This is a genomic window from Chitinibacter fontanus, assembly GCF_013423785.1.
Taxonomy (GTDB): Bacteria; Pseudomonadota; Gammaproteobacteria; order Burkholderiales; family Chitinibacteraceae; genus Chitinibacter; species Chitinibacter fontanus.
The window spans coordinates 1,695,427-1,718,818 of the sequence record NZ_CP058952.1; the positions used below are offsets into that span (position 1 = coordinate 1,695,427).

Annotated in this window: 21 protein-coding genes; 7 read left to right on the forward strand and 14 right to left on the reverse strand. The window is 46.2% G+C overall.

All coding sequences use genetic code 11. From position 1 onward, the window contains the following. Positions 1 to 113: 113 nt before the first annotated feature. Positions 114 to 593: a TlpA disulfide reductase family protein gene (locus tag HZU75_RS07795; protein WP_180308560.1), complete on the forward strand. Its 480-nt coding sequence runs from the start codon at positions 114 to 116 to the stop codon at positions 591 to 593. Positions 594 to 655: 62 nt separating this feature from the next. Here the strand turns inward: HZU75_RS07795 and HZU75_RS07800 are convergent, their stop codons facing one another. The 10 genes from HZU75_RS07800 to HZU75_RS07845 all read right to left on the reverse strand — a co-directional run bounded on the left by HZU75_RS07800 (position 656) and on the right by HZU75_RS07845 (position 9,018). Then, positions 656 to 2,497, reverse strand: a complete 1,842-nt coding sequence (locus HZU75_RS07800; RefSeq protein ID WP_180308561.1) for a type IV pilus modification PilV family protein — start codon at positions 2,495 to 2,497, stop codon at positions 656 to 658. A 19-nt stretch (positions 2,498 to 2,516) separates the two neighbouring features. Further along, a complete protein-coding gene (locus HZU75_RS07805; protein ID WP_180308562.1) occupies positions 2,517 to 3,662 on the reverse strand; it encodes a hypothetical protein in 1,146 nt (381 codons plus the stop codon). 11 nt (positions 3,663 to 3,673) lie between these two features. Beyond that, a complete protein-coding gene (locus HZU75_RS07810) occupies positions 3,674 to 4,375 on the reverse strand; it encodes a PilW family protein (RefSeq protein ID WP_180308563.1) in 702 nt (233 codons plus the stop codon). A gap of 8 nt (positions 4,376 to 4,383) precedes the next feature. Further along, positions 4,384 to 4,863 (reverse strand): pilus assembly FimT family protein, encoded by a 480-nt coding sequence (locus HZU75_RS17570; RefSeq protein ID WP_194249541.1) that lies wholly within the window; start codon positions 4,861 to 4,863, stop codon positions 4,384 to 4,386. A 285-nt stretch (positions 4,864 to 5,148) separates the two neighbouring features. Further along, the gene (gene hemL / locus HZU75_RS07820) at positions 5,149 to 6,432 is read right to left on the reverse strand and encodes a glutamate-1-semialdehyde 2,1-aminomutase (RefSeq protein WP_180308565.1); all 1,284 of its coding nucleotides are present in this window, start codon (positions 6,430 to 6,432) and stop codon (positions 5,149 to 5,151) included. A gap of 111 nt (positions 6,433 to 6,543) precedes the next feature. Further along, positions 6,544 to 7,005, reverse strand: a complete 462-nt coding sequence (locus HZU75_RS07825; protein WP_180308566.1) for a CYTH domain-containing protein — start codon at positions 7,003 to 7,005, stop codon at positions 6,544 to 6,546. Then, positions 7,005 to 7,391, reverse strand: coding sequence for a DVU_2496 family lipoprotein (locus HZU75_RS07830; RefSeq protein WP_180308567.1), 387 nt, complete (start codon positions 7,389 to 7,391; stop codon positions 7,005 to 7,007). Before HZU75_RS07830 ends, HZU75_RS07825 begins: the two co-directional genes overlap by 1 nt. Positions 7,392 to 7,438: 47 nt before the next feature. After that, the gene (locus HZU75_RS07835; protein ID WP_180308568.1) at positions 7,439 to 7,861 is read right to left on the reverse strand and encodes a CopD family protein; all 423 of its coding nucleotides are present in this window, start codon (positions 7,859 to 7,861) and stop codon (positions 7,439 to 7,441) included. Positions 7,862 to 7,958: 97 nt separating this feature from the next. Further along, positions 7,959 to 8,843, reverse strand: a complete 885-nt coding sequence (locus HZU75_RS07840; RefSeq protein WP_180308569.1) for a M48 family metallopeptidase — start codon at positions 8,841 to 8,843, stop codon at positions 7,959 to 7,961. 10 nt (positions 8,844 to 8,853) lie between these two features. Next, the gene (locus HZU75_RS07845) at positions 8,854 to 9,018 is read right to left on the reverse strand and encodes a rubredoxin (protein ID WP_180308570.1); all 165 of its coding nucleotides are present in this window, start codon (positions 9,016 to 9,018) and stop codon (positions 8,854 to 8,856) included. A gap of 74 nt (positions 9,019 to 9,092) precedes the next feature. On the opposite strand from HZU75_RS07845, the gene thiD reads away from it, so the two are divergent. From thiD to HZU75_RS07875, 6 genes are all read left to right on the forward strand, one after another. Then, positions 9,093 to 9,968, forward strand: a complete 876-nt coding sequence (gene thiD / locus HZU75_RS07850) for a bifunctional hydroxymethylpyrimidine kinase/phosphomethylpyrimidine kinase (protein WP_180308571.1) — start codon at positions 9,093 to 9,095, stop codon at positions 9,966 to 9,968. 58 nt (positions 9,969 to 10,026) lie between these two features. Then, complete coding sequence (locus HZU75_RS07855) at positions 10,027 to 10,608, forward strand: chloramphenicol phosphotransferase CPT family protein (protein WP_228028237.1); 582 nt, start codon at positions 10,027 to 10,029, stop codon at positions 10,606 to 10,608. A 72-nt stretch (positions 10,609 to 10,680) separates the two neighbouring features. After that, a complete protein-coding gene (locus HZU75_RS07860; protein ID WP_180308572.1) occupies positions 10,681 to 11,178 on the forward strand; it encodes a DUF1993 domain-containing protein in 498 nt (165 codons plus the stop codon). 171 nt (positions 11,179 to 11,349) lie between these two features. Next, positions 11,350 to 12,489 (forward strand): FIST signal transduction protein, encoded by a 1,140-nt coding sequence (locus HZU75_RS07865; RefSeq protein ID WP_180308573.1) that lies wholly within the window; start codon positions 11,350 to 11,352, stop codon positions 12,487 to 12,489. A gap of 2 nt (positions 12,490 to 12,491) precedes the next feature. After that, entirely contained in the window at positions 12,492 to 15,479 is a 2,988-nt protein-coding gene (locus HZU75_RS07870; RefSeq protein ID WP_180308574.1) for a PAS domain S-box protein, read from the forward strand. Continuing rightward, positions 15,472 to 16,614, forward strand: a complete 1,143-nt coding sequence (locus tag HZU75_RS07875; protein WP_180308575.1) for an HD-GYP domain-containing protein — start codon at positions 15,472 to 15,474, stop codon at positions 16,612 to 16,614. Before HZU75_RS07870 ends, HZU75_RS07875 begins: the two co-directional genes overlap by 8 nt. An 80-nt stretch (positions 16,615 to 16,694) precedes the next feature. Here the strand turns inward: HZU75_RS07875 and HZU75_RS07880 are convergent, their stop codons facing one another. The 4 genes from HZU75_RS07880 to parC form a co-directional block, all read right to left on the reverse strand. Beyond that, entirely contained in the window at positions 16,695 to 19,007 is a 2,313-nt protein-coding gene (locus HZU75_RS07880) for a carbohydrate-binding protein (RefSeq protein WP_180308576.1), read from the reverse strand. A 704-nt stretch (positions 19,008 to 19,711) separates the two neighbouring features. Further along, positions 19,712 to 20,254 (reverse strand): M15 family metallopeptidase, encoded by a 543-nt coding sequence (locus tag HZU75_RS07885; protein ID WP_228028238.1) that lies wholly within the window; start codon positions 20,252 to 20,254, stop codon positions 19,712 to 19,714. Then, positions 20,254 to 20,883 (reverse strand): glycine-rich domain-containing protein, encoded by a 630-nt coding sequence (locus HZU75_RS07890; RefSeq protein WP_180308577.1) that lies wholly within the window; start codon positions 20,881 to 20,883, stop codon positions 20,254 to 20,256. Before HZU75_RS07890 ends, HZU75_RS07885 begins: the two co-directional genes overlap by 1 nt. Position 20,884: 1 nt before the next feature. Continuing rightward, positions 20,885 to 23,269 (reverse strand): DNA topoisomerase IV subunit A, encoded by a 2,385-nt coding sequence (gene parC / locus HZU75_RS07895; protein WP_180308578.1) that lies wholly within the window; start codon positions 23,267 to 23,269, stop codon positions 20,885 to 20,887. Positions 23,270 to 23,392 lie beyond the last annotated feature (123 nt).

Consider the following 23,392-nt stretch of genomic DNA (forward strand, 5'->3'; position numbering starts at 1 on the left):
CTATCTTTTCCTTATCAATATATATGTAAAGAGAACCTATCTTGCAAAATCACGAAAAATGATCAAATTCATCGGCTATCCCGTAAAATAGACACTCTAAAGTGAGGAAAACCATGAAAACCCGTCTACCAATATTCATTATTGGGCTACTAGCAGTAGCTCTAACTAGCTACTTGGTACTTTCAAGTGAAGCAAAGTTACCCAGTGAACGTATGATGACCACTTTAGAAGGTCAGCAGATCAAGCTGTCTGACTACAAAGGTAAAGTTGTACTCGTCAACTTTTGGGCAACCAGCTGCACAGGCTGTATGCAAGAAATGCCAGAATTGAAAAAACTACAGCTCAAGTATGGTACTGACCGCTTTCAAACCATTGCAATTGCAATGAGCTATGACAATATTGAATACATTAAAAACTACAATAAAAAGGAAAATATTCCTTTTAAAATTATTCATGATACCGATGGGAAAATTGCTGAAGAATTTGGCGGTGTTACATTAACACCCACTAATTTTTTAATTGGGAAAAATGGTAATTTAGTTAAAAAATATATTGGAATTCCTGATTATGCTGAAATTATAAGTAAGCTATAGTTCTATAAGAGTTATAAAATAAAAAAGGGGCTTATGCCCCTTTTTTATTAACTAATGATTTATTACTGACAAACAAATGCCCATTTTGTATTCACACTTGGGTCTGTTTCATTTTTATTGGTACCATTCGCAGTTTTGTATACTTTGCCTGAGTAAAGTACAAAAGTATTAGCTACATATTTTGTTGTACTATTCCAATTAATAATTGTACCCCATGTACCTGGTACACCTGGTGACCAATTACTGTTGGCATAAATAGTAGTCAGAGAATTCCAATATTTACTGTCGTACTTAACTACCATGTCTTTACTATATGTCACACTATTGGAATAAGTCGGACATAAGCCAGTAGAATCAGGTGTGGCAGTTGGTGATGGTGTAGCAGTTACACTAGGTGTTACTGTTGGCGAAGTGGTAACACTAGGCGTAGGTGTCACCGTACTGGTCGAATAGCTAAACAACCATTTGCTATTTGTAGCACCTGGCAAGCTAGTCGTATTTTTATTACTACCTGTTGTTTGCAAATTGCTTGAAATATAAATCTCAACGCCTTGATAACAAGCTTTCTGCCCTACTGTTAAAAAGTCTTTATTATTAGCAGTAGTCCACTCTGGCGTAGAAACACTATTGGTACATGCCTTACTGTATGCCCATACAGCAGAGGTTGAACTCATAACATCAGGCGGGCTATTAGTTGCATATGCTGCATAAGGCCCACCAACACCTGTTTTAGCTACATAAATTACTTTGTTGTAACACACAGCATCACCAGCATTGTATGCATAAGTAGTACCGCTAATATTTTTAGGTTCCCAGAAAATTACATCTGGAGTGCACGAATCTGGGATAGTAGATGCGGTATTTGAAGAAACATACTGAGTACCTAGGTTTTGCAATGGCATTGTATGATCATCAAATTGTTTTGTGGCTGTTGCAAGCGTAGATTTTGATGTTAAATTCAAAGTACCTACTAGCGTTGTTTGACTACCTTGTAATGAATCGCAACTTAATTCAACCAAAGCTGAGTCAGATGATGAAGCAACAATTGCGCAAGAAAAATCAGCCTGCATAATATATTTACCACCATATTTGTAGTAACTAGTTTTTCCTTTTTCTGTGACAGCAGTACAATCGGTGCTAGGACCTGATTGATCTTCGCATAAGGTTCGTTTAGTAATTCCGCTAAATTCATTCGGCGCACATTTAAAATTGTCGGCGTTTTTAATTTTAATCGTACAAATACCATGCGTTGCATTAGTATTTTCCCAAAATAAACTACCTTCAGCATAGTAATCAATTTCTTGCCACTTGCTGTTTACACCAGGATCATTAGTATTCCCATTTACTGGATTCAATACGGGTGTAGTATATCCACTTCCATCTAGAATATATTGCTTACCATCTTTTTTGACTATACTATCTTTATAGTAAGTTTTGTTTCTATCAAATTCAATTGGATTAATGCCACTTTTATTCTTAGCAGTTGTACCACCAGTAGTACTACCAGATATTTGCAGTAAACTACTTATATATGACACACTATACAAATTTTGTGTTCTACCAAATGCATCTGTCCATTTAGTTTGCGTTACATATTGTGCTAAATCGGCTACCGTGGTTGCGGCGCTCAGCATATTGAATGTAAAACTCGCTGATGAGCTATTATTATTAGCTGCTTTAATATGGTCTATATTCAAATTTGAATATTGATAATTATTATAACGTATGTTTTCCAGCATTTGACCAGATTCAGTTAATGCCTTAGATTTTTCTGCACTTAATGTTGATTCTTGCATTAAATAAACTTGTAATTTCGCTATTGCCAGTAGTCCAACTGTTAAGATAAATGCAGATACAAGGATTTCAATCAATGCAAAACCTTGCTTTAGCTGATATTTTTTCATGATCTTCTCCAAATACCTATTAATTCCAATCTTTCCAGCTTCCAGATAAGGCACGGTATTTACCATCACCACCTGGATTTAGTATGGAATTGTAATCAACATAACGAATTTTCATATTCCCTGACCCTTGGTGCATTGAGCCATTTGAAATATATGATCCATTAATCGTTACGTTTCCACCTGCTTGTTCTGCAGAACCAGTTGAATGAACTACGCCATTAATTTCAGCATTACCGTTAAATGTGACCGTTCCATCTACATAAATAATGACTGGGCTACTTGCCGAACCAAAGGTATCATTACCGGAGCCACCAAAAGTGACATTTCCCTTGAAGCAATAGACTCCACCAGTAAAATTAGCTGGGTCCAATTTTCCTGATGCACTCACCATATTATTTGAATCTTTTGAGCCAGAAGCCTGATTATTAGCACACAAATCTTTCGGTGATTTCCCCCAAATATATTCTGCAGCCAGACTATTTGCCCCAGCCAAAGAAGCTAAATTACCATCGGTTTGAAATGAATCACCGTAAATTCCTTTACCATTTTGATCGGTACAATTTTCACCTGAGAACGTTTTATTTCGTTCAATTGTGCCACCTGCATGGATTGCATTACCATTGGCACCACCTTCAATACAGGTGGAGCCATCAAATACCGCTGATCCAACTGTAATCATTGCATCTGTAGGCCCTGTACCTGTAGTGTTTGTAATATTCACTTTGAGTTTTACCGTGCTAGTGGCTTTGCATTTGTTTGCTAAGTCAGTGCTAGCACTACAGTTGTAACCACCTGTACTCGTAATTTCAATTGGTGAAGTATTGCTGGCTCTAGATAATGTCACTTCGAAATATTGTTTCAAATTAACAGTATTACCATCGATAGTAATATCTGGTAATTGGCCAGTAACAGGTGAAACACCACCTTTAATTAACCCAGTAGTGCTGTCTATATATGTAGCCCCACTGGCATTAATTTTGGCAATCACATATGCTAATCCTGCCTCCGCGGCATCTTTGGATATTTTGGTGTTATATTGATTTTGTCTAGATATAATCTCACCGATGGTACTGCGATTAACATAAACCACTACACCAGAAGCTAGGATTAAAGTGAGTACAGAAACAATTAAACTCACTGCGCCTGATTGTTTTATTTTAGACATTTAATTATTCCTTATGTTCTTGTGTAATCACATTTGCTAGTGCCGGTATTCCAATCTAAGCCTGTGTCGTTACGAATTTTAATATTCATATCTTGATTACTGGTGTAGGTGTTATTTGTTTCAGCGCTTGTTGCACTAATAAAAATATTAATTGATAGTGGGCAAATTCCAGCAGGAAGTTCTGTGGCACCTACGGTGGCTTCTGGTTCGATCAGCGTAAATCTAAGCTCATTAACTAGAATCGCATTTTTATTTGTAATCGGAGTCCAGCCACTTAAATCAGAGCAATCTGGGCTTGATCCCGTATAGGCAACGACTGTTTTATCACTACTACGGTATGCAAATCCGAAATATTCATCATTGCCCAGTGTGCCATTATCATTTCGATCATAAGCAAAGGTTAGACAGCTTGCATCGGAAGTGGTAGCAAAACTTTTGCTGTCTGTTTTTTTAATGGTATATAAGTTAAATTTTGTTTTATCTATAAAAACTGATTGATTAGTTGTATTACTGGTATAGCCTGCTCGCATAATATCATTTGCTAAAATGTCTAACGTTGTACGCAAATTAGCGTTGACCTTATGCTGTTTAATATTAAATGTGCTCGCGTTTAATTGACTGGTAAGTTGAACACCAAGCGCACCTAAAATTAATATGGCTAAGCTCATTGCTATCAATAATTCAATTAAAGTAAAACCTTTTATTTTATTCATGGCTGATCTCACTTAACTCGGGTAGCAGTACCATTTTGTGCAATTTCAATTTTTACAACTTGGTTGTATTTATCAGTTAGAGTCATTACAGCAACTGATTTATTCAATAACCCTCTAACTGGATCGATGAAAACATCATTAGCCGATAAACCATTTAATTGTGCAGTTGTATTTGCATCACTAAATTGTTTGACGCTTAAGCTGCATGATGTATCTGCACAATCACAGCTAGCTGTGTAATTTGTTCCATAGCACCATGTCACTGCATCATCTGCAACTGTGGATTTTGCACTTAGATAAACTGGTTTTTTTTGGGTAAATGCAGCTACTCGACCAGCATTAATGGTTTGCACCATTTCCTCGGCCTGATCAATCAAGGCTTGTTTTGCGATCAGTTGTTGATATGAGGGAAACGCTACAGCCAGAACGATGCCAAGAATCGCTACGACGATTAGCATTTCAATCAACGTAAACCCGTGATGCTTCATATTCTTTGCTCCAACATACATTAGAGTTTAATAATATACAGGCTGGTTTGTACGTGGCCATTTTCTGACCAGTGCAGGTTTAGAGAGGATAGGTGGTCAGTGTGTTGTTGCTTTTCAGATTTTGTTTGCGTCTATATCCACTCGTATTTTTAAGTTAGGCCTAAGTTATCCAACTGTCATTTGAAGGCGATAATGGGATAAGATTGGATGATGAGTGGTCACTTATAGTTAGGCGAAAAAAAACCCCTAAAAATTAGGGGTTTATATTTTGATATAGCTTAGTGCTTAGAGATTTTGTAGGACTCTCTGCGTGGCATGTAAAGTATATTGAATATCGATATCGTCATGTGCAGCGCTTACAAACCCAGCCTCAAATGCCGATGGGGCGAGGTAGACGCCTTCTTCGAGCATGGCGTGGAAGAAGGCATTAAAGCGCGCTCGGTCGCTGTTCATAACGTCATTGTAGCTGTGCGGAATGCTTGGGCTGCAGTAAATGCCGAACATGCCACCAACGGCTTGTGCGCTGATGGTTTTGTCACTCGGAAATTGTGCGCCAATGGCATTAAGGCCATCAGCAAACGCCTTGGTTTTGGCGGTGAGTGCTTCAAAAAAGCCCGGTTTACTGATTTCCTGCAAGGTCGCCATCCCCGCAGCAACGGCCAGTGGATTACCCGATAAAGTGCCGGCTTGGTAAACGGGGCCGAGCGGGGCTAATTTGCCCATGATGTCGGCGCGACCACCGAATGCAGCCAGTGGCAGGCCACCACCAACGACTTTGCCTAGGCAGGTGAGATCGGGGGTAATGCCGTGCAGGCCTTGTGAGCATTGGAGTCCAACGCGAAACCCCGTCATTACTTCATCATAAATAAGCACTGCACCGTGATCTTGCGTTAACTTGCGCATCGCTGCGACGAACGCTTTACTCGGTTGAACCAGATTCATATTGCCTGCGATCGGCTCGACAATCAGCGCTGCGATTTTGTCGCCTTGTTCGGCAAACAGCGTTTCCAGCGCGGCAACGTCGTTGTACGGTAGCACGATGGTATCGGCTGCAACGGCGGCTGGTACACCCGCTGAAGATGGATTGCCAAAAGTCAGCAAGCCCGAGCCGGCTTTTACCAGCAAGCTATCGGCGTGGCCGTGGTAGCAGCCTTCAAATTTGACCAATTTATCGCGGCCGGTAAAACCGCGTGCGAGGCGAATCGCGCTCATTGTCGCTTCGGTGCCGCTGGAAACCAGACGCACTTGCTGCATCGATGGCAACATTTGGCACAGTAAATCGGCGATTTCAACTTCGCCTTCGGTTGGCGCGCCAAAACTCATGCCGTTTTGCGCGGTGCGGGTGACAGCTTCGATCACGGCAGGATGCGCGTGGCCGAGAATCAACGGGCCCCAAGAGCCGACATAATCAATATACTTTTTGCCGTCGGCATCCCATACATAAGCGCCTTCGCCTTTTTTGAAAAAGCGTGGTGTGCCACCAACCGAGCCAAAAGCACGCACCGGCGAATTGACGCCACCAGGAATGTGTTGCTGCGCTGCTGCGAAGAGTTGTTCGTTGCGATTCATAGATACCTCATTATGGTATTTATCTATTTGCATTATGCTGATTAATATTCAGCGATATACCCTAGATAAAAATAAGGGCCGACTGAGTCGACCCGATGGTGTATGGCTATTTTACCAGCTTGAAAACGGTTTTTCCGATAGCGCACTATTGTAATAACGCGCATCACCAGAGACTTCATCGCCCAGCCAATCGGGTTGCGGGTAACTCGCAGTTTCGCTTTCCAATTCAATTTCGGCGACGATCAATCCATCGTTCAAACCATGAAATTCGTCGATTTCAAACGTATGACCATCGATATTGACCAAATGACGGGTTTTATCAAGCACATTGGGGCACAACTTGAGTAAGTCGAGCGCATCAGCTACCGGAATTGGGTATTCAAACTCCAATCTACTGATGCCATCGTTTTTGCCTTTGATGGTCAGAAAACCGCTGTCACCTTTTACCCGCACGCGTACGGTGCGCTCAGGCTCGGCATTCAGGTAGCCTTGTGCTATCCGTGTGCTTTTATGTACCAATGGTCGCCAGTTATCGTTGTTTAGCAGAAATTTGCGTTCGATTTCTAGCGCCATTATTCGATTGCCTGCTTAATCGTGGTGATGTCTTTTAGGTGGTAGGCCTGATCGTCGGCTTGATAAACACCTTTATCCCACTCGGTATTGAGCTCGTAAACGCCCCAATCTTGATGGCCTTGGCTGCTGAGTGCTGCTTTGGCTTCATCAATTTTGCAGAAAACCTGCATGCCGCGGTAATAACCCTCTTTATCGATCAGTTGAGCGGGAAAATCGGCAGGTAGTTTGGCCTTTTCAGTGCGCCCTGGTGCGGGTTCAGCTTTGTTTTCTTTTAGAAATTCTTTGATTTGATTTGGCCCAATGGCGTAAACGCCGCATTGGGCTTTGGGTTCGCCACAGGCCGACAACAGGGCTGCCAGACTGGCGGCCAGAATGATAGTTTTCATAATATTTTCAATCAAATTGATGAAGGCCTGTGATGATCACAGGGCGATTAAAAGGGTTTGACGATGACCAATATCACCACGGCCATCAAGACCAGTACTGGTATTTCGTTAAACACCCGATACCACACGTGGCTGCGAGTATTTTTACCCGCGGCAAAGTCGCGATAGATTTTGCCACACCAAGCGTGATACGCAATTAAGAAGGCCACCAATGTCAGCTTGATGTGCATCCATACCCAGCCGGGTCCGAGATAAAAATCATAATAAGCCCAAGTCCAGATACCAAAAATTAAAGCTAATCCGGCGATCGGAGTCATAAAGCGATAGAGTTTTCTGGTCATTAAACCCAATCGTTCAATTTCGGCTGGCTGGGTTGCCATGGCTTGATTGACGAAAATCCGTGGCAAATAAAACAGCCCAGCAAACCAGCTAATAACAAAAATAAGGTGAAACGCTTTAACCCAAAGCATATTGATTCCAGAGCAATTAATGAGTCGGAGTCACATCATGTGTCCCCGCATAAGCGATCACTGTAAGGGGGACACAGGATGTCGGTTTTAGCCTAGATCAGCCTTTTTTCTTTTTACCGTTACTCGCTGGTGGTGCGGGTTGTTTCACGCTGGCATCGTATAGCGGTTGTACCAGCGGAATTTTGGCCTGCAGTTCAGCGATTCGGGTTTGGCTGGATGGGTGAGTCGACAGAAACTCTGGCGGTGCGCCGCGGTTAGCCGCCGCCATTTTTTGCCATAGGCTTACTGCTGCTTGCGGGTTATAACCGGCGCGTGCTGCCAATTCCAAACCCATCATATCGGCTTCGGATTCATGGGTACGGCTATTGGGTAATGCTAAAGCAAGATCGTAGGCCTGACTGCCAACGCCTAAGGCGGTATTGGTTAAATCAGCATATTTGCCGCCGCCGAGAATCGAGGCTGCAACTGAGATGCCGCGCATACCCATTTGTTTATTATATTCCTCACTCATGCGTTCACGACTGTGTTCGCGTAAGGCATGGCTGATTTCATGGCCCATAATTTGAGCAATTTCATCATCACTGAGTTTAAGTTGATCAATAATGCCGGTGAAAAACATGATCTTGCCACCCGCCATGCAATAGGCGTTGAGCTGCTTGTTATGCTCGACGTTGACTTCCCATTTCCAATTAACGGCTTCGGGCCGGAAAACCCCGGTTTGTGGAATTAAGCGCTCGGCGATTTTTTTCACCCGCAGTGTGGTTGGGTGATTGGCTGGTAATAAAACATTTTTTTGCCGTGCTTCATTAATCGTTTGGCTATATGCGGCGGCAGCCATTTGATCTACTTGCTCACTGGGTAGCAAGGTACTCATTTTTTGCTTGCGAGTGGCACCGACGGCGCCAGCTTGAGTAGTGTTGACTTGTTGGCAACCCGTGAGCAGTGCCAGCGTGAGTGCAGTAATGATGAAACAGGGTTTCATGGTTGACCTTTTAGATTTGAACCATCTCGAAGTCGTCTTTACGTGCGCCACAGTCGGGGCAAGTCCAATTCACTGGCACGTCTTCCCATTTGGTACCCGGGGCAATATTGTCTTCTGGGCGGCCAGCAGCTTCGTCGTAAATAAACGCACAAATCAGGCACATATATTTTTTCATCAGCGTCAATCCAGGCAGAGTGGTTTAGAATTCAATGTGACCGATTTTAAACTTATTCTGGGCTCTTTCCACTTATGATTTCGACTCCGCCCACCGTATTGGTTTTTGCTGCCAATGATCCTTCAGGCGGTGCTGGCCTGATGGCTGATATTTTGACGCTGGCTTCACTGGGCTGTCATGCATTACCAATTGTGACAGCAATGACCGTGCAAGATTCCGCTGGTGTGCAAAGTTTTCAGGCTGTTGATAGTGAGTTTCTGGACGAACAAGCGCGTTTTATTCTGGAAGACATTAAAATCGATGCCATTAAAGTTGGCATGGTGGGCACCGTGGAAAATCTGGCGGTCATTGCCGAAATTGCTTCTGATTACCCAGATATTCCGCTGATTTTAGAGCCTGTATTTAGCATGGGCCGCGGTGAAGAGCTGGCTGATGAAGATTTGTACAGTGCAATGCGCGAGCTACTGATTCCCCATACTTATTTGGTGAGTTGCAATAGTAATGATGCGCGCAAATTAGGCACTGAAGACCCCGAAGAGCAAGAAGATCTGCCGCTTGATGCAGCTGCACAGCGCATTTTGCAGTGCGGCTGCGAATATGTACTGATTGCGGGCACGCATGAAAAAACCCCGAAGGTTGTGAATACCTTATACAGCGCCTTAGGCCGGGTACGCAGCGATAATTGGGAGCGTCTACCGGGTAGTTTTCATGGTGCAGGGGCGACCTTGGCATCCGCGATTGCTGGTGCGATGGCCAACGGTGCGGATATCGCTACGGCAATGCAGGAAGCTCAGGATTACACTTTCCAAGCCTTATCCAATGCCTATCGTCCAGGGATGGGACAAATGATTCCAGATCGCCTGTTCTGGGCGCGGCCGCCAGCCGAAGAAGTGCCGACCACGGTGATTGATTTTGATCCCAGTGATGATGAACCAAAAACAGTCCAGTAATCCCCCGCAGTAATCCATGAACAGCCCGGTTTTGATCGGGCTTTTTTGAGTCAGATCGATGCTGAATTACCCACAAATTATTATTCTAAATGGTTGTCGAGGTGCCGGAAAAACCAGCCTCGCTCGTGCATTACAAGAGCTATTACCCCAGCAATATCTGAATTTTAGTCTGGATAGTTTTTTGCAGACGCTGCCTGCCAGTGATCTGACATCGCTACAAACTGCGCAGCCTGTTCAGCGACAAGGACACGATTTGGCACAACTAGTACGTGCCTATCATTATGCGTTGCCGGGTTTGTTACAGGCTGGGTGCTGTGTGATTTTGGATCATGCATGGTGTGAACGCATACAGAAGCGTGAATTACTCACCGAGTTGGCTGGGTATCGCTGTTTACTGATTGGGGTACATTGTGATTTAGCGGTACTCGTTGAACGTGAGGCTGTACGTAAAGATTGCCCCATCGGTATGGCTGCTTGGGAGTATGAACGCGTTCATCAAGATATGAGCTATGATCTAGAGATTAATACTATGGGTATATCTCCAGAAGATAATGCCAATAATATTTATAAATATATACAGGATGGATGTATATTGAATGCAGCGATAGATTCGCTGGAAAACTTGATTATGTTGGGTTAAGCACCAATGCTAGAGCAAATGTCATCACTGCGTGATGCATAAGTCCGACCTCATTCCTTATGGAGCTATCTGATGTTTAGTTACTACCAACTTAGCGTACCTGTTTATACCCGTGCATTGACTCAGCTATCCCATTTGCTGGATAAAGCCATGGAATTTGCTTTGAGCAAGAAAGTCAGCGACGAAACGATGCTGGGCCTGCGCTTGGCGCCAGATATGCTGCCGTTTGTGAAGCAGATTCAGATTGCCTGTGATACGGCTAAATTTGCGGCTGCGCGCTTTTCAGATACCGCAGCGCCAAAGCACGACGATAATGAAAAAACTTTTGCCGAGCTTAAACAACGTGTTGAGCAAACGATTGCGTTTATTAACAGCATTCCTGAAGCCGCATTCGCAAATGCCAGCCAGAAAACCATCCAGTTATCATTTTTGCCCAATCCAATGACTGCTGAAGTGTATTTGTTGCAATTTGTGGCACCCAATCTGTATTTCCATATTTCTACTGCGTATGCGCTGCTACGCAGTAACGGAGTTGAGATTGGCAAAGCAGATTTTCTAGGGCAAGTTTAAAAGTTACCCGTTATAGCCAAGCAGCCGCCGCGAGTCAGATGATTCCGGCGGCTTTTTTGTGGGCAAAAAATAGGCCAATCAGTGCTTCATGCCGCAAGCGGGGCATATTTTCTGCCTGATAAATTGGCAAGGCTTGTCTAGACTGACTCATACGTTCGGAGGAATTTGTTTATGCAAATCGCGCAACAACATATTCGCAACATTAATGAGCTTCACCCCGCCTTAAGCCACTTTAACGGTTTGGTGCCGGATTGGGTGTTGGTATTTTCAGGCATTAGCCTACTGGAAAACCCGGTTTTCTATGCTCAATTGCGTCAGGCATTTCCCGATTCAGTGCTGCTAGGTTGCTCTACAGCCGGCGAAATTAGCGGCAAAGGCGTGGAAGATGCCAGTGCCCTGATTACCACGATCAATTGGTCTTTTGGCAAACCTACATTGGCATCGACTCAGTTAGCCAATATGGAAGACAGCGAAGCGGCTGGCTTGCGCTTGGGGCAGCAACTCGCGGGCCTTGAATTGGCGGGTGTGCTGGTGCTGGGGCAAGGGGTAAACATTAATGGTAGTGCTTTGATTACCGGCTTGGTGAGCCAGCTGGGATCGCAATTGCCGATTATTGGTGGCTTGGCTGGAGATGGTGGCGCATTCAAGCAAACGTGTGTGCTCAATAATGAGGGGGTGAGCGAACAAACCGTCGTAGCACTGGGCTTACCTGCGGGGATTAAAGTGGGGCATGGCTCCTACGGTGGCTGGAAGCCATTTGGCCCCGCCCGCAAGGTCACACGTTGTGTTGGTAATGTTTTGTATGAGCTCGATGGTGAATCGGCTTTGGACATTTATAAACGCTATTTGGGCGATTATGCCGCGCAATTACCATCATCTGGCTTGCTATTTCCATTTGAAATGTTGGGGCAAGATCATTCCGAAATGGGCTTAGTACGCACCATTTTGGGAGTTGATGAAGCTGCCGGATCACTGATTTTGGCGGGCGATATTGTGCAGGATGGATATTTACGTTTGATGCACGCCAGTAATGATGCCCTCATTGATGGTGCGGAAGTGGCTGCCAATCATGCGCATGCAATGTTGGCCGATACCGATTCTTCATTGGCTATTTTGGTGAGCTGTGTCGGTCGCAAGCTGGTGATGGGTGGGAGGGTAGAAGAAGAAGTTGAAGCCGTGGCAGATGTGTTGGGCCAGGGTGCAACGCTCACAGGGTTTTATTCATATGGCGAGATTAGCCCCTTTGTAAATTCAACCGATTGCAAATTACATAATCAAACGATGACCATCAGCGTATTGCGTGAAGCTTAGCTATGAATCGCTTGTTATTTCGGCAACTTAAACGCCATTTTGGCTGGCAAGATGAGGCTGCCTGTGAGGCTGCGTTGTCGGCAATTGAATTGGGCCGGCTAGATCTATTGCCGCCTGAAAAAATCCGTGGCTTTTTAACTGCGGTTGCTGAAGCGTATGAGCAGGGTGAGCGTGATTTGGAGCTGCGCTCCCGCAGTTTGGAATTGAGCTCGACAGAATTAACCCAAGCCAATCAAGATTTACGTCAAGAAGCGATCGCACGCCAGCGGGTCATTGATTCGCTGTGGGATACCACTAATGTGTTGCTACAAGATTTGGGCCGCCCCACCTTGGCGCGTGATCAGACCAATCTTGAACAGCTGAGCAATTTGATGCTTAGTTTGGTGCAGGAAAAGCAGCAAGCCGAAGCCGCCATGCTGCGCAAAGAAGCACAATTTAGTACCTTGGTTGGCAATATCCCGGGGGTTGTTTTCCGTTGTCAATTGGAATACCCATGGAGTATGTTGTTTATCAACCAGCAAATACATGCCATCACGGGCTATACCCCTGAGGCATTTATGGGTGATGCCGCTGAAGTTCATTATGGCGAGTTTATTCAAGCCAGTGATTTACCCGCTGTTGAGCAAGTGATTAATAATGCATTAGCGGGCGATGGCCGTTACAACATCGAATACCGAATTCATCATCGTGATGGCGCAATCCGCTGGGTATTTGAGCGCGGGCAAGTTGTGCGTAGTACCGAAGGACACGCTCTCTATTTGGACGGGATTATCTTTGATATTACCGAGCAAAAACACGCCGCCGAGCGTTTACGCCAGCTTTCCGCGGCGATTGAGGCAAGCCCAAGCCCGGTGGTAATCACCAATGCGCAGGGCTTAATCGAGTATATCAACCCCAAGTTTGAATCCATTCTGGGTTATCAAATGGATGACGTGAAGCAGCGACGGCTGGATTTTTTTGTCGCCCATCCGGTTGATCATGCACGGTTTCAGAGCTTATGGGCTGCAGATGTCACGCCTGAACTAGATTGGCATTACGATATTTTGCATCGGCATCGGCGTGGTCACGAATTGTGGATGTCGCTATCCATTTCGCCTATCTATAGCGAAGAGCAAGGGATGACGCACTACGTGGCGGTGTATGAAGACATTGATGTCCGCAAAAATGCTGAAGCACAATTAGTGGCGGCCAAAGAAGCAGCCGATCAGGCCAATCAGTTAAAAAGTGATTTTTTGGCCAATATGAGCCATGAAATTCGTACACCGATGAATGCCATTTTAGGCATGACACATTTAACGCTGAAAACAGATTTAAGTAGTAAGCAGCGCGATTATTTGCAAAAAACCAGTGCGGCGGCTGAGTCTTTATTGCATATCCTGAATGACATTCTCGACTTTTCCAAAATTGAAGCCAATCGTCTTCAAATTGAAATAACCCCGTTCCGTTTGGCGTCGGTGATTGAGCAGGTATGTGCCTTGCATCAGATGAAGGCCGAAGAAAAAGGGCTAAGCCTGAATGTAACGCTGGCAGCTGATTGCCCACCAGCAGTGATAGGTGATCCATTAAGGCTGGGACAGATTTTGAATAATCTGGTGGGAAACGCCATTAAATTTACTCAGAAAGGTAGTGTAAACGTCCATCTTGAGCGAGTGGCCGAGCTGGACAAGCAGATACGTTTACACGCTACGGTGCAGGACTCGGGGATTGGTCTGAACGCGGATCAAATCAAGAAATTGTTCAAACCATTTAGCCAGGCCGATGGTTCAACCACCCGAAAATTTGGCGGTACTGGTTTAGGTTTGTCCATTTCAAAGCGCTTGGTGGAGTTGATGGGCGGGGATATCTGGGTTGAAAGCACCCCGAATATTGGGAGTATTTTCCACTTCACCTTATTACTCGACAAATGCCATGAAGCTCAATTACAAGCAGAAAATGATGCTCATCGCGATGCGAAGTTTTTGCATGGGATTCGTATTTTGCTGGTGGAAGATAACCCACTTAATCAGCAGGTGGCCAGTGAGCTACTGAGTGGTGTCGGGGCCAGTGTAATTTTGGCGCAGCACGGTGGTGAAGCGCTGGGATGGCTATCGATTGAGCCTTTGCCGTGTGATGTGATTTTGATGGATCTGCAAATGCCGGTGCTGGATGGGAATGAAACTACCCGTTTATTACGCTCTGATCCGCGCTTGCAGAGTGTTCCTATTATTGCTATGACCGCCCATGCGATGTCGGATGAGCGGCAACGCTGTCTCGATGCTGGGATGAATGACTATGTAACAAAGCCAATTCAACCTGATATTTTGTTTGCCACCATTGCTAAATGGGTAGGAGATAAAATCACTACGCCAGAAATTTGTCATACTCCATTTGGGTATTTTGATGAAAGCCTCTTTCCAGTTATTGAAGGGGTGGATACCCATGATGTAGTGGCAAGACTGATGGGTGATGTGCAATTGTATGAAATGTTGTTTCGGCAGTTTTTGCACGATTATCAAGCGGCCGATCAGCAATTTGAACAATTATTGGGCAGTGATTGGCAGGCTGCCGAGCGTTTAGCACATTCGATTAAGGGGGTTGCTGGCACCTTAGGTATGAGTCAGCTCGCCGAGGTTGCCGCTAAACTAGAGCAACGGCTACGTCTGAATCCGGGTGATGCTGGCGACCTAAAGCTGGCATTTACTTCAAGCTTGAATCAGATGCTACAGGCTGTTGCCAAAGTGTATCCAGCGCAAGAGCCCACACCACCGGAGTTTGCTTTTAACACCCCTGATGTAATGGCATTGTTTGATGAGTTAGAGCAGTTGCTGCAAAACTATGATGGTGATGCGGTAGATCGTTACGAGCAATTACAGCTGCAGTTAAAACGCTGGCCTGATCAAAAAATGCTCGATCGCCTTGGGTATGCAATAACCAGTGATTTCAATTTTGTACACGCACAGCAATATTTGCAGGAGCTAAAACAAGCAGTATGGGGGGCGTCCCATGGATGAATTTAATCTGCAATATCGGCGCACGATTTTGGTAGTGGACGATACCCCAAGTAATTTGGTGGTATTAAATGCCATTCTCAAAGATCAATACAAATTGCGTATTGCTACGCATGGGCAATTAGCCTTGGAATTGGCGCAGCGAGATCCGATTCCGGATCTGATTTTGCTGGATGTCATGATGCCGGATATAGATGGCTTTGAGGTGTGTCGTCGCCTGAAGGCTAACCCGCTGACTGCAGAGATTCCAGTTATTTTTCTTACTGCCAAAATTCAAGAATCGGACGAAATTGAAGGCTTTGATGTCGGGGCTGCAGATTATATCCACAAGCCTTTAGTGCCGGCGATTGTACTGACCCGCGTGAAAACACATTTGCAGGTTCAAGATTTAAAAACAGCACTGCGCATGCACAACCACACCTTGGAAGAGCGTGTTGTTGAGCGTACGGCAGAGCTACTGAAAATGCAGAATGCCACCATTATGGCCATGGGGGTAATGGCCGAAATGCGGGATGAAGAAACCGGTTTGCATTTGAAACGAACACAGGAATATCTGCGCTTGCTGGCAAGTGCAGTTGCTGATAATCCTAGATTTAGCCCAGAGTTGACCCCAGAAAATATCGAGTGGATGGCCAAATCGGCACCTCTGCATGATATTGGCAAAGTGGGTATTCCAGATGCCATTTTGCATAAGCCGGGCAAACTAAGCGAAGAAGAATTTGCAATCATGAAGCATCACCCGCGCTACGGGCGAAACATCATTCACGAAGTAGAGCGGGTTGTGGGCGAAGGGAGTGTATTTTTACGCTATGCCCGTGAAATTGCCTACGGTCATCAGGAAAAATGGGATGGCAGTGGTTACCCAGAAGGTTTGCAAGGTGATGAAATCCCGATCGCCGCACGTTTGATGGCATTGGCTGACGTTTACGACGCACTGCTAAGCCGTCGGGTTTATAAACCGCCGTTTAGCCACGAAATGGCGGTCAAAATTATTGTGGAAGGGCGAGCCAAGCACTTTGACCCTGATCTGGTGGACGCATTTTTAACCATTGCAGATCAATTTAATCAAATAGCAATTGAGTATGCCGACCCGGATGATCAAGGTGTGGATGATATGCAGATAGCCTACAACCACTGAGTTATCGATGGGTGATTGGGTTTTCGGTCAAAATAAAAAGCCGCGATTGACGCGGCTTTTTTGTGGATGGATGTTCGAGTTTAACGCGGTAATAAATATGCGGCAGGTGGTGTTTCTATTGCGGTTTCCAATTGTGTTTCTTTCAAGGTGCGATTCTGTTTTGAGTTTAGGATCGGTTCTAGACTGACCCCAAATACGCTATATAGCCCACCATTAAATGCCAACTGGATTTTGCCCCAGTCATCATAGTCACTAAGGCTTGTTTGAATTTGCCCATCATTGTTGGTATCAAAACTCACATTGCTATCCACAATTGCATTGGCATTCCAGTCGGCAAAGGTGCCATTATTAGCGCCACGGCCTACTAGTTTGGCCTCATTGAGCGCATTTTCATTTAATGATGTGCTGCTCCCATTAGAGTAATCAATCACAAAGCGGTTACCACACGGGCCATCGAGTACATCGCAAACCCCATAGGTATTGGCCGCACGGCCTGGCGTCGCTTTGCCTCGGTTATTTAGGTTGTAATAAATACGTTCCATCATGCTTTGGCCGCTTGGATCGCTCGGAACTCCATTAAGCTGATACAAGTAATTCATCACACTCAAATAATTGGGCTTATCGTTGGTGGCTTCATTTCCACCATGCTGCAAGCCTAGATTATGCCCAAGCTCATGCATGATGGTTCCAGCCTGATAATTGATCAGCATATATAGATTGTTGGCGCTACTACTGTTAAGCCCCCAAAACCCTAAGCTGACTAGCAGATCATTGCCGTTGATTTCTGCCAAGCCGGAAGACCCCCCGTAGCCATTGGTATTCTGGGTGGAGCCCATCAGCATATAGTGGAAAATCAAACGGCGACGTACGTCCATGCTGTCGTTTTTGTAGCTGATTACATCAGCACAATCGGGGTTTTTGTACAGGCTTACGCAACGGGCAAAAGGTACTTCTTTACCATTGCCCAAGTTGAAATCGGCAGGGTTAAATACAGGGCTATATAACTGACCTGCATCGATCAGCAGATCGATTCCCTTGCGATTAAATGCTTCGCGCACCATTTGCAGCGCTTCTTTGCGAGGTTTGATGCCTTCGTCTGTTGAGCTTTGCATCCAGTCGACATGCAATAAAATGCTTGGGCGTCCCGCTCGCACACCCATTGCGTATAAATCTAGGCCTGCATAGCTACCGCCAGGCTGTTTGGCACTGGTGGGAATACCATCGTGATCGTTATCAGTGGCATTGCTATCCACATCATTACGTCCAGCGGGTGTGCCAAATGGCACCACTCGCCAATCCGCAGCACTATCAGTATCGCTGGTTTGCGTGAAATAGCGCACCAAAGAATAACTAGCATTACCGCTTAATGCTGGTGCTGCTTTACCCTGCCAAGCATTGGTGGTTAGTGGCAAGGTGACATTATTGCCAAAGCGTACAAAATCGACCGTTTGCCCATTACGCACTAATTCGATAGCGCCGCTGTCATTGCTCCAGACCGGCCAATCTTGATAGTTGCCGATAAATTGGATTTGCTGGTTTTTCTTTGGGGGGTTGGCTTCGCTGTTGCTGGAAATCACAACATAGCTATTTGCATCTAGTGACCCACTCAATGCATAACTATTGATCGTTGATTGGGTTTTGCTTTGGATGCGGACACTGATGTCATTGAGCGAAACCGTTTGTTGGGTTGGGTTGTATATTTCAAACCAGCTACCTTGCCCCGTGGCATCAGCAGCAACCTCGTTGATGACCAAATGATCTATGACCCCAGTATTGGGCGGCGTGGTTGTGGGGTTAGGATTGGGACTGCTCGTAGGGTTGTTGCTTGGGCTTGGTGCCGGCGTCGTATTGGTATTACCGCAGCTGCCTAGATTTTGCCAAGGCTGTGCATCACCAGAGTTGACCGCAGGATCATTACCTTGCGTCCACCATTTGGCTTGGTAGTTGATGCCATTGCGCGTTACTTTATTTCCCACGACGTAAACAGAGCTGCCGTTCCATTCGTTAAAGCAAGTACTGCTCGATGGTATTGGCGTCGCAGTCGGGCTCGCAGTGGGTGATGGGCTTGCCGATGGACGAGGAGTGCTACTCGGGTTTGTGGTGGGTTTTAATGTAGGCGTGCTGGTTGGCGTTGGGGTTTGGGGTATTAATGTTGGTGCATTGCTTGGTCTTATGCTTGGAGTGATACTGGGGGTTGGTATTGGTGTTGCATTCGTTGGGTTGCACGCAGCAACCAGTTCCCATGGTTTACCTACAGTGCTGTTATTTGCCGGATTTTCCCCCTGTGTCCACCATTTGGCTCGATAGTCTTGGCCTTGATAATTGACACTGTTGCCAGCGAGATAAGTTGTGGTGGTTTGCCAACTTGGCGCACACGCGGCGGCGGACGCCATCGACCCTATGGTAAGCGAACCGAGTGCAATCATTGCATGAAGTGCCGTGAATCTCACGTCATTTTCCCCTGAAATTTTTTGGTTATTTAGTGCCAAACTGGCAGGGGTATTGTTCGTGAGTGTACGTGTGTACTCAAATATAACTTACTACTATTTGTTTATTTGGAAAGTAATTAGTAAATTAAATGTGAATATCTAGTAAAAATGATGTGTTTTCAGTGATATATCTAAGTGTAAACCCTAATAAATGTTGTTGGGCATCCGACGAATAGGTGATTTTTTGTAAGATTTGTAATAATTGCTAGCATGAAGTACATGCGGTGATTATGCGGTGAAACTCCGATCTTTCACCTTTAAAACAATGATGTACTTCACAAAATTGCCAACGGGCTGAGCGCGGGAAAAATGTAGTGCATCACAGTAACTTACCAATTATTTACTTAAATCTGTGTTGGTTTAATAGATGTTGGCGTAGGTTTTCGATGAAGGCTAGCCGATTTGCGCGTGCGATTTCGATTTCGCCCTGAGGGCTTACTTGGTATAAGCCATAGCGTAATGACTCTGGACGCTGCGTGGTGCCCCACACGGGATGAATAGCATAGATCATGATGTACTTCTTGAGGCGATGCGGCGGATGCCGTGATTCTATTGCCTACACTGCTAATATCGTGCGTTTGGGCAAATATTGAAGTACCTTTTATCCCCTAGTTCTTTTGTCCTAGCTGGGCTTGCCAGCACCAATGCCAGGGTTCATACACATAGCCAAATGGATTGTTGCGTGGGAAAGATAGGCTAAATCCATACTCGACGGCAAATTGTGAAAGCCAAGCAAATGCAGTCGTCTGTTCAAAAGCTTCTTCAATCACTGGCCCACCAGGTTGATAAATGTCGATAGCTCGGCCGGTATGGTGTTCGCTGCAACCGGGTGGTGCGAGCACTTGCAGGATTTCATCGATTGATTGACCGAGATTGAGCTTGCGCTCGATCAGCTCAACTTGGCGTGAGCTGGCGCGGTAAGCTGAGGCGATTTTTAGCTCAATGCCATTACTAAGCGCCGTAGCTTGCATCGCTTGCCATGCTTGTGCGGCCGCAGGTATCAGTTGCCAAACGCGGCCATCGGCAGCGGTTTCGACATCAACCAGCTCAGCTGCTTCTTCAAATACACACAGAGATTTTTGCTGCAGTATTTCGGGCGCAATGCCCAATTGCTGCCAGATAGTTTCTAAATGTTCAGGTAAATACATCATTAATCTCCGCCACCCCCACAACTACTGCAACTGCCACTATCTCCGCAATCATTACTACTGCAAGTTGAGCCAGAGCCGCAGCTGCCGCCACTGCAACTGCTGGTGTCTTTATTTGAGTTTTGAAATGTAGTGGCGCTGTACAGAAAACCTTCAGGAATCTGCAGATGGCGATCAATGGCAAATAGTAGTGGCATGCTGGCAATTTGACCTGCTTGGATGCCTTCGTCACGGCAAGCTAGGTTCCATGATCTGCGCACTGATTTGCTTTGAACAGTGCTTTCTGCGGGCGTGTGATGAATAAAGCGCCCGAGTGCTTTTTGGCAAAATTCTTGGTAAACGGCGGTGTGCAAAATAAACTCATGCCAGAAATCATCAACGATGCGCGATGGCATCGCCAGTGTCGCACGTTTGCTATGCCGATGCAGGCGGAAATATTGCCGCATTGCATCTGCGACCAAATCCCATTGTTGATCACTCAATTGCGGATACTTGCTACTGAGTCGTCGGCGAATCCCGCTTGGGAACTGATAATGATTGAGGTAATAAAATTGCTCCTGTTGTCGACGTGATTTGAAGTAGCGGTAAATGATCGCTGCAAACAAAGCCAATAACAGGAGCCGGAGTGCCATTTTAGAACCCTGGGAATTTCAACCCGGCGTTAATCGGCTTGCCTTTACGTGCGCGTTTGCCGATGTAGGGGGCCATTTCATTGGCATCCAAGATCATTTCTTTTGGCACACCACCACGGCCTGTGCCTGTGAGCTTAAGTGTTTGTCCATCGCACACGGTAATTGCCGCTAGCTCGTCTTTATCATCCAGCGCCATCGTAATTACACCGCGACCGCCACCAGCCAATTGCTTGAATTCGCTGTAGGCAAACAGATGCAGCTTACCGGCTTTGGACAAACAAGCCACCATGGCTTCCGCGCTTGGTGTAAAGCTGGTCACGCGCAGCAAGGTTTCATCGCCTTCGAGCGTGATAAAGCTCTTACCGGCTTTTTGGCGACTGATCAGATTATCGGCCTGACAGGCAAAGCCATAACCGGCTGAATTGGCAATCACCAGCCATTCGCCTAGTTTGGCCACGATCATTTGCGTGATGCGGGTTTTAGCGACCAGATCGACCAGCGTTGTGACCGGCACACCATCACCACGTCCGCCCGGTACGACGGAGGCCTGGATGGTGTACACGCGGCCATCGCTGCCAAACAGCGCCAGCTGATCGACGGTACGGCACTCGATCGACGCGAGCAGTGTATCGCCGTCTTTGAACGTCAGATTTTGTAAATCTAAGCCATGGCCTTGGCGTGAACGCAGCCAGCCTTTTTCCGATAAGATAATCGTGCACGGCTCATCTACGACGGCCACTTCAACTGAGGCGCGCTCGGCGTGTTCGATCAGCGTGCGGCGTGGATCGGCGTATTTTTTCTTGTCCTGCTCGATTTCTTTGATGATTTGGCGCTGCATTGCCTGCGGGTTCGAGAGCAGGTTTTCCAGCTCGGCTTTTTCATTGCGCAAGTTAGTTAATTCTTGCTCAATCTTAATGCCTTCCAGTCGCGCCAATTGGCGCAAGCGGATTTCCAAAATATCTTCGGCCTGACGTTCGGATAGATTGAACGCCGCCATCAGATCGGCTTTCGGATCATCGGCATTGCGGATAATGCGGATTACTTCGTCGATATTGAGCAAGACCAGCAAGCGGCCTTCCAAAATATGAATCCGATCGTTCACTTGGCCAAGACGATGTTGCACCCGGCGCGTCACGGTCACAAAGCGGAAATCGACCCATTCGGCAATCACATCGCGCAGCGTTTTCTGCCCCGGGCGGCCATCACGACCGATCGTTACCATATTGATCGACAAGCTGGTTTCGAGGCTGGTGTGTGCCATCAGCAGATTCATCAACTCGTCAGGATTTTGGCGCGAAGATTTTGGCTCGAATACCAGTCGCACATCGCAATGACGGCCTGATTCGTCGCGCACGCGATCGAGCACGCTCAGGATCAATTGCTTGGTCTGAATTTGTTCTTGCGAAAGCGCTTTTTTGCCTTTTTTAACCTTTGGATTGGTCAGATCTTCGATTTCTTCGAGGATTTTCTGGCTCGAAGCGCCGTGTGGTAACTCGGTAATAATCAGTTGCCATTGGCCACGCGCAAGGTCTTCTTTTTCCCAACGCGCACGTACTTTCAGGCTGCCGCGACCATTTTCATACGCCGCAGTAATATCACGAGGCGATGAAATAATTTGTCCGCCACCGGGTAAATCTGGGCCTTGGATATAGGCCATCAACTCGGCAGTGGTGAGGTTCGGGTTGCGAATCAAGGCAACGCTAGCGTCAGCAACTTCGCCCAGATTGTGCGATGGCATCTCAGTCGCCATCCCGACAGCAATGCCCGATGCGCCATTAAGCAATAGCATCGGCAAGCGCGCTGGCAGCAACACCGGCTCTTTAAACGCGCCGTCGTAGTTTGGAATAAAGTCGGTCGTACCTTGATCGAGTTCGCCCAACAGCAAATCAGCCACTGGCGTTAAACGCGCCTCGGTGTAACGATAAGCGGCTGCGCCATCTCCATCACGCGAGCCAAAATTGCCGTGGCCGTCGATGAGTGGATAGCGTAGCGAGAAATCCTGCGCAATCCGGACTAGCGCGTCGTAGGCTGATTGGTCGCCGTGCGGGTGATATTTACCCAGTACATCGCCGACGATACGTGCCGACTTCATTGGTTTTGCCGTCGCCGTGAGGCCTAGCTCGTGCATCGCATACAAAATACGGCGCTGTACCGGTTTTTGCCCATCTTCCACCTGCGGCAAAGCGCGGCTTTTCACCACGCTCATGGCGTATTCGAGATAGCTTTTTTCAGCATAGAGGCCGAGCTGAACCGATTCGCCATCATCGGGTGTGGCAGACACTTGTGCTTCGATAAATCGCCCCCCTTGCCCACCGCTGCTGGCGAGAGGTGTTACTTCAGGGCTAAATTCTGGGCTGTCGTCTAGCAAGTCAATCGTTTCAGACATGGTTTCCGTTGCTGCTGGTTTATACAATTGCAGCTATTTTAGCGGGTAATCGACTATTTTATCCAAGTACAAAAATCTAAGGCCTGTTTCACGTGAAACAGGCCTCGGGTTTTGCTGCTTTTT

Coding starts and splice junctions, on each gene's coding strand:
- HZU75_RS07885 (WP_228028238.1), bottom strand. CDS start 20,254: ATGATGTATTTACCTGAACATTTAGAAACTATCTGGCAGCAATTGGGC.
- HZU75_RS07865 (WP_180308573.1), top strand. CDS start 11,350: ATGCAAATCGCGCAACAACATATTCGCAACATTAATGAGCTTCACCCC.
- hemL (WP_180308565.1), bottom strand. CDS start 6,432: ATGAATCGCAACGAACAACTCTTCGCAGCAGCGCAGCAACACATTCCT.
- parC (WP_180308578.1), bottom strand. CDS start 23,269: ATGTCTGAAACGATTGACTTGCTAGACGACAGCCCAGAATTTAGCCCT.
- HZU75_RS07795 (WP_180308560.1), top strand. CDS start 114: ATGAAAACCCGTCTACCAATATTCATTATTGGGCTACTAGCAGTAGCT.
- HZU75_RS07845 (WP_180308570.1), bottom strand. CDS start 9,018: ATGAAAAAATATATGTGCCTGATTTGTGCGTTTATTTACGACGAAGCT.
- HZU75_RS07805 (WP_180308562.1), bottom strand. CDS start 3,662: ATGTCTAAAATAAAACAATCAGGCGCAGTGAGTTTAATTGTTTCTGTA.
- HZU75_RS07875 (WP_180308575.1), top strand. CDS start 15,472: ATGGATGAATTTAATCTGCAATATCGGCGCACGATTTTGGTAGTGGAC.
- HZU75_RS07880 (WP_180308576.1), bottom strand. CDS start 19,007: ATGGCGTCCGCCGCCGCGTGTGCGCCAAGTTGGCAAACCACCACAACT.
- HZU75_RS07800 (WP_180308561.1), bottom strand. CDS start 2,497: ATGAAAAAATATCAGCTAAAGCAAGGTTTTGCATTGATTGAAATCCTT.
- HZU75_RS07810 (WP_180308563.1), bottom strand. CDS start 4,375: ATGAATAAAATAAAAGGTTTTACTTTAATTGAATTATTGATAGCAATG.
- HZU75_RS07855 (WP_228028237.1), top strand. CDS start 10,027: ATGCTGAATTACCCACAAATTATTATTCTAAATGGTTGTCGAGGTGCC.
- HZU75_RS07835 (WP_180308568.1), bottom strand. CDS start 7,861: ATGCTTTGGGTTAAAGCGTTTCACCTTATTTTTGTTATTAGCTGGTTT.
- HZU75_RS07825 (WP_180308566.1), bottom strand. CDS start 7,005: ATGGCGCTAGAAATCGAACGCAAATTTCTGCTAAACAACGATAACTGG.
- HZU75_RS07870 (WP_180308574.1), top strand. CDS start 12,492: ATGAATCGCTTGTTATTTCGGCAACTTAAACGCCATTTTGGCTGGCAA.
- HZU75_RS17570 (WP_194249541.1), bottom strand. CDS start 4,863: ATGAAGCATCACGGGTTTACGTTGATTGAAATGCTAATCGTCGTAGCG.
- HZU75_RS07860 (WP_180308572.1), top strand. CDS start 10,681: ATGTTTAGTTACTACCAACTTAGCGTACCTGTTTATACCCGTGCATTG.
- thiD (WP_180308571.1), top strand. CDS start 9,093: ATGATTTCGACTCCGCCCACCGTATTGGTTTTTGCTGCCAATGATCCT.
- HZU75_RS07830 (WP_180308567.1), bottom strand. CDS start 7,391: ATGAAAACTATCATTCTGGCCGCCAGTCTGGCAGCCCTGTTGTCGGCC.
- HZU75_RS07840 (WP_180308569.1), bottom strand. CDS start 8,843: ATGAAACCCTGTTTCATCATTACTGCACTCACGCTGGCACTGCTCACG.
- HZU75_RS07890 (WP_180308577.1), bottom strand. CDS start 20,883: ATGGCACTCCGGCTCCTGTTATTGGCTTTGTTTGCAGCGATCATTTAC.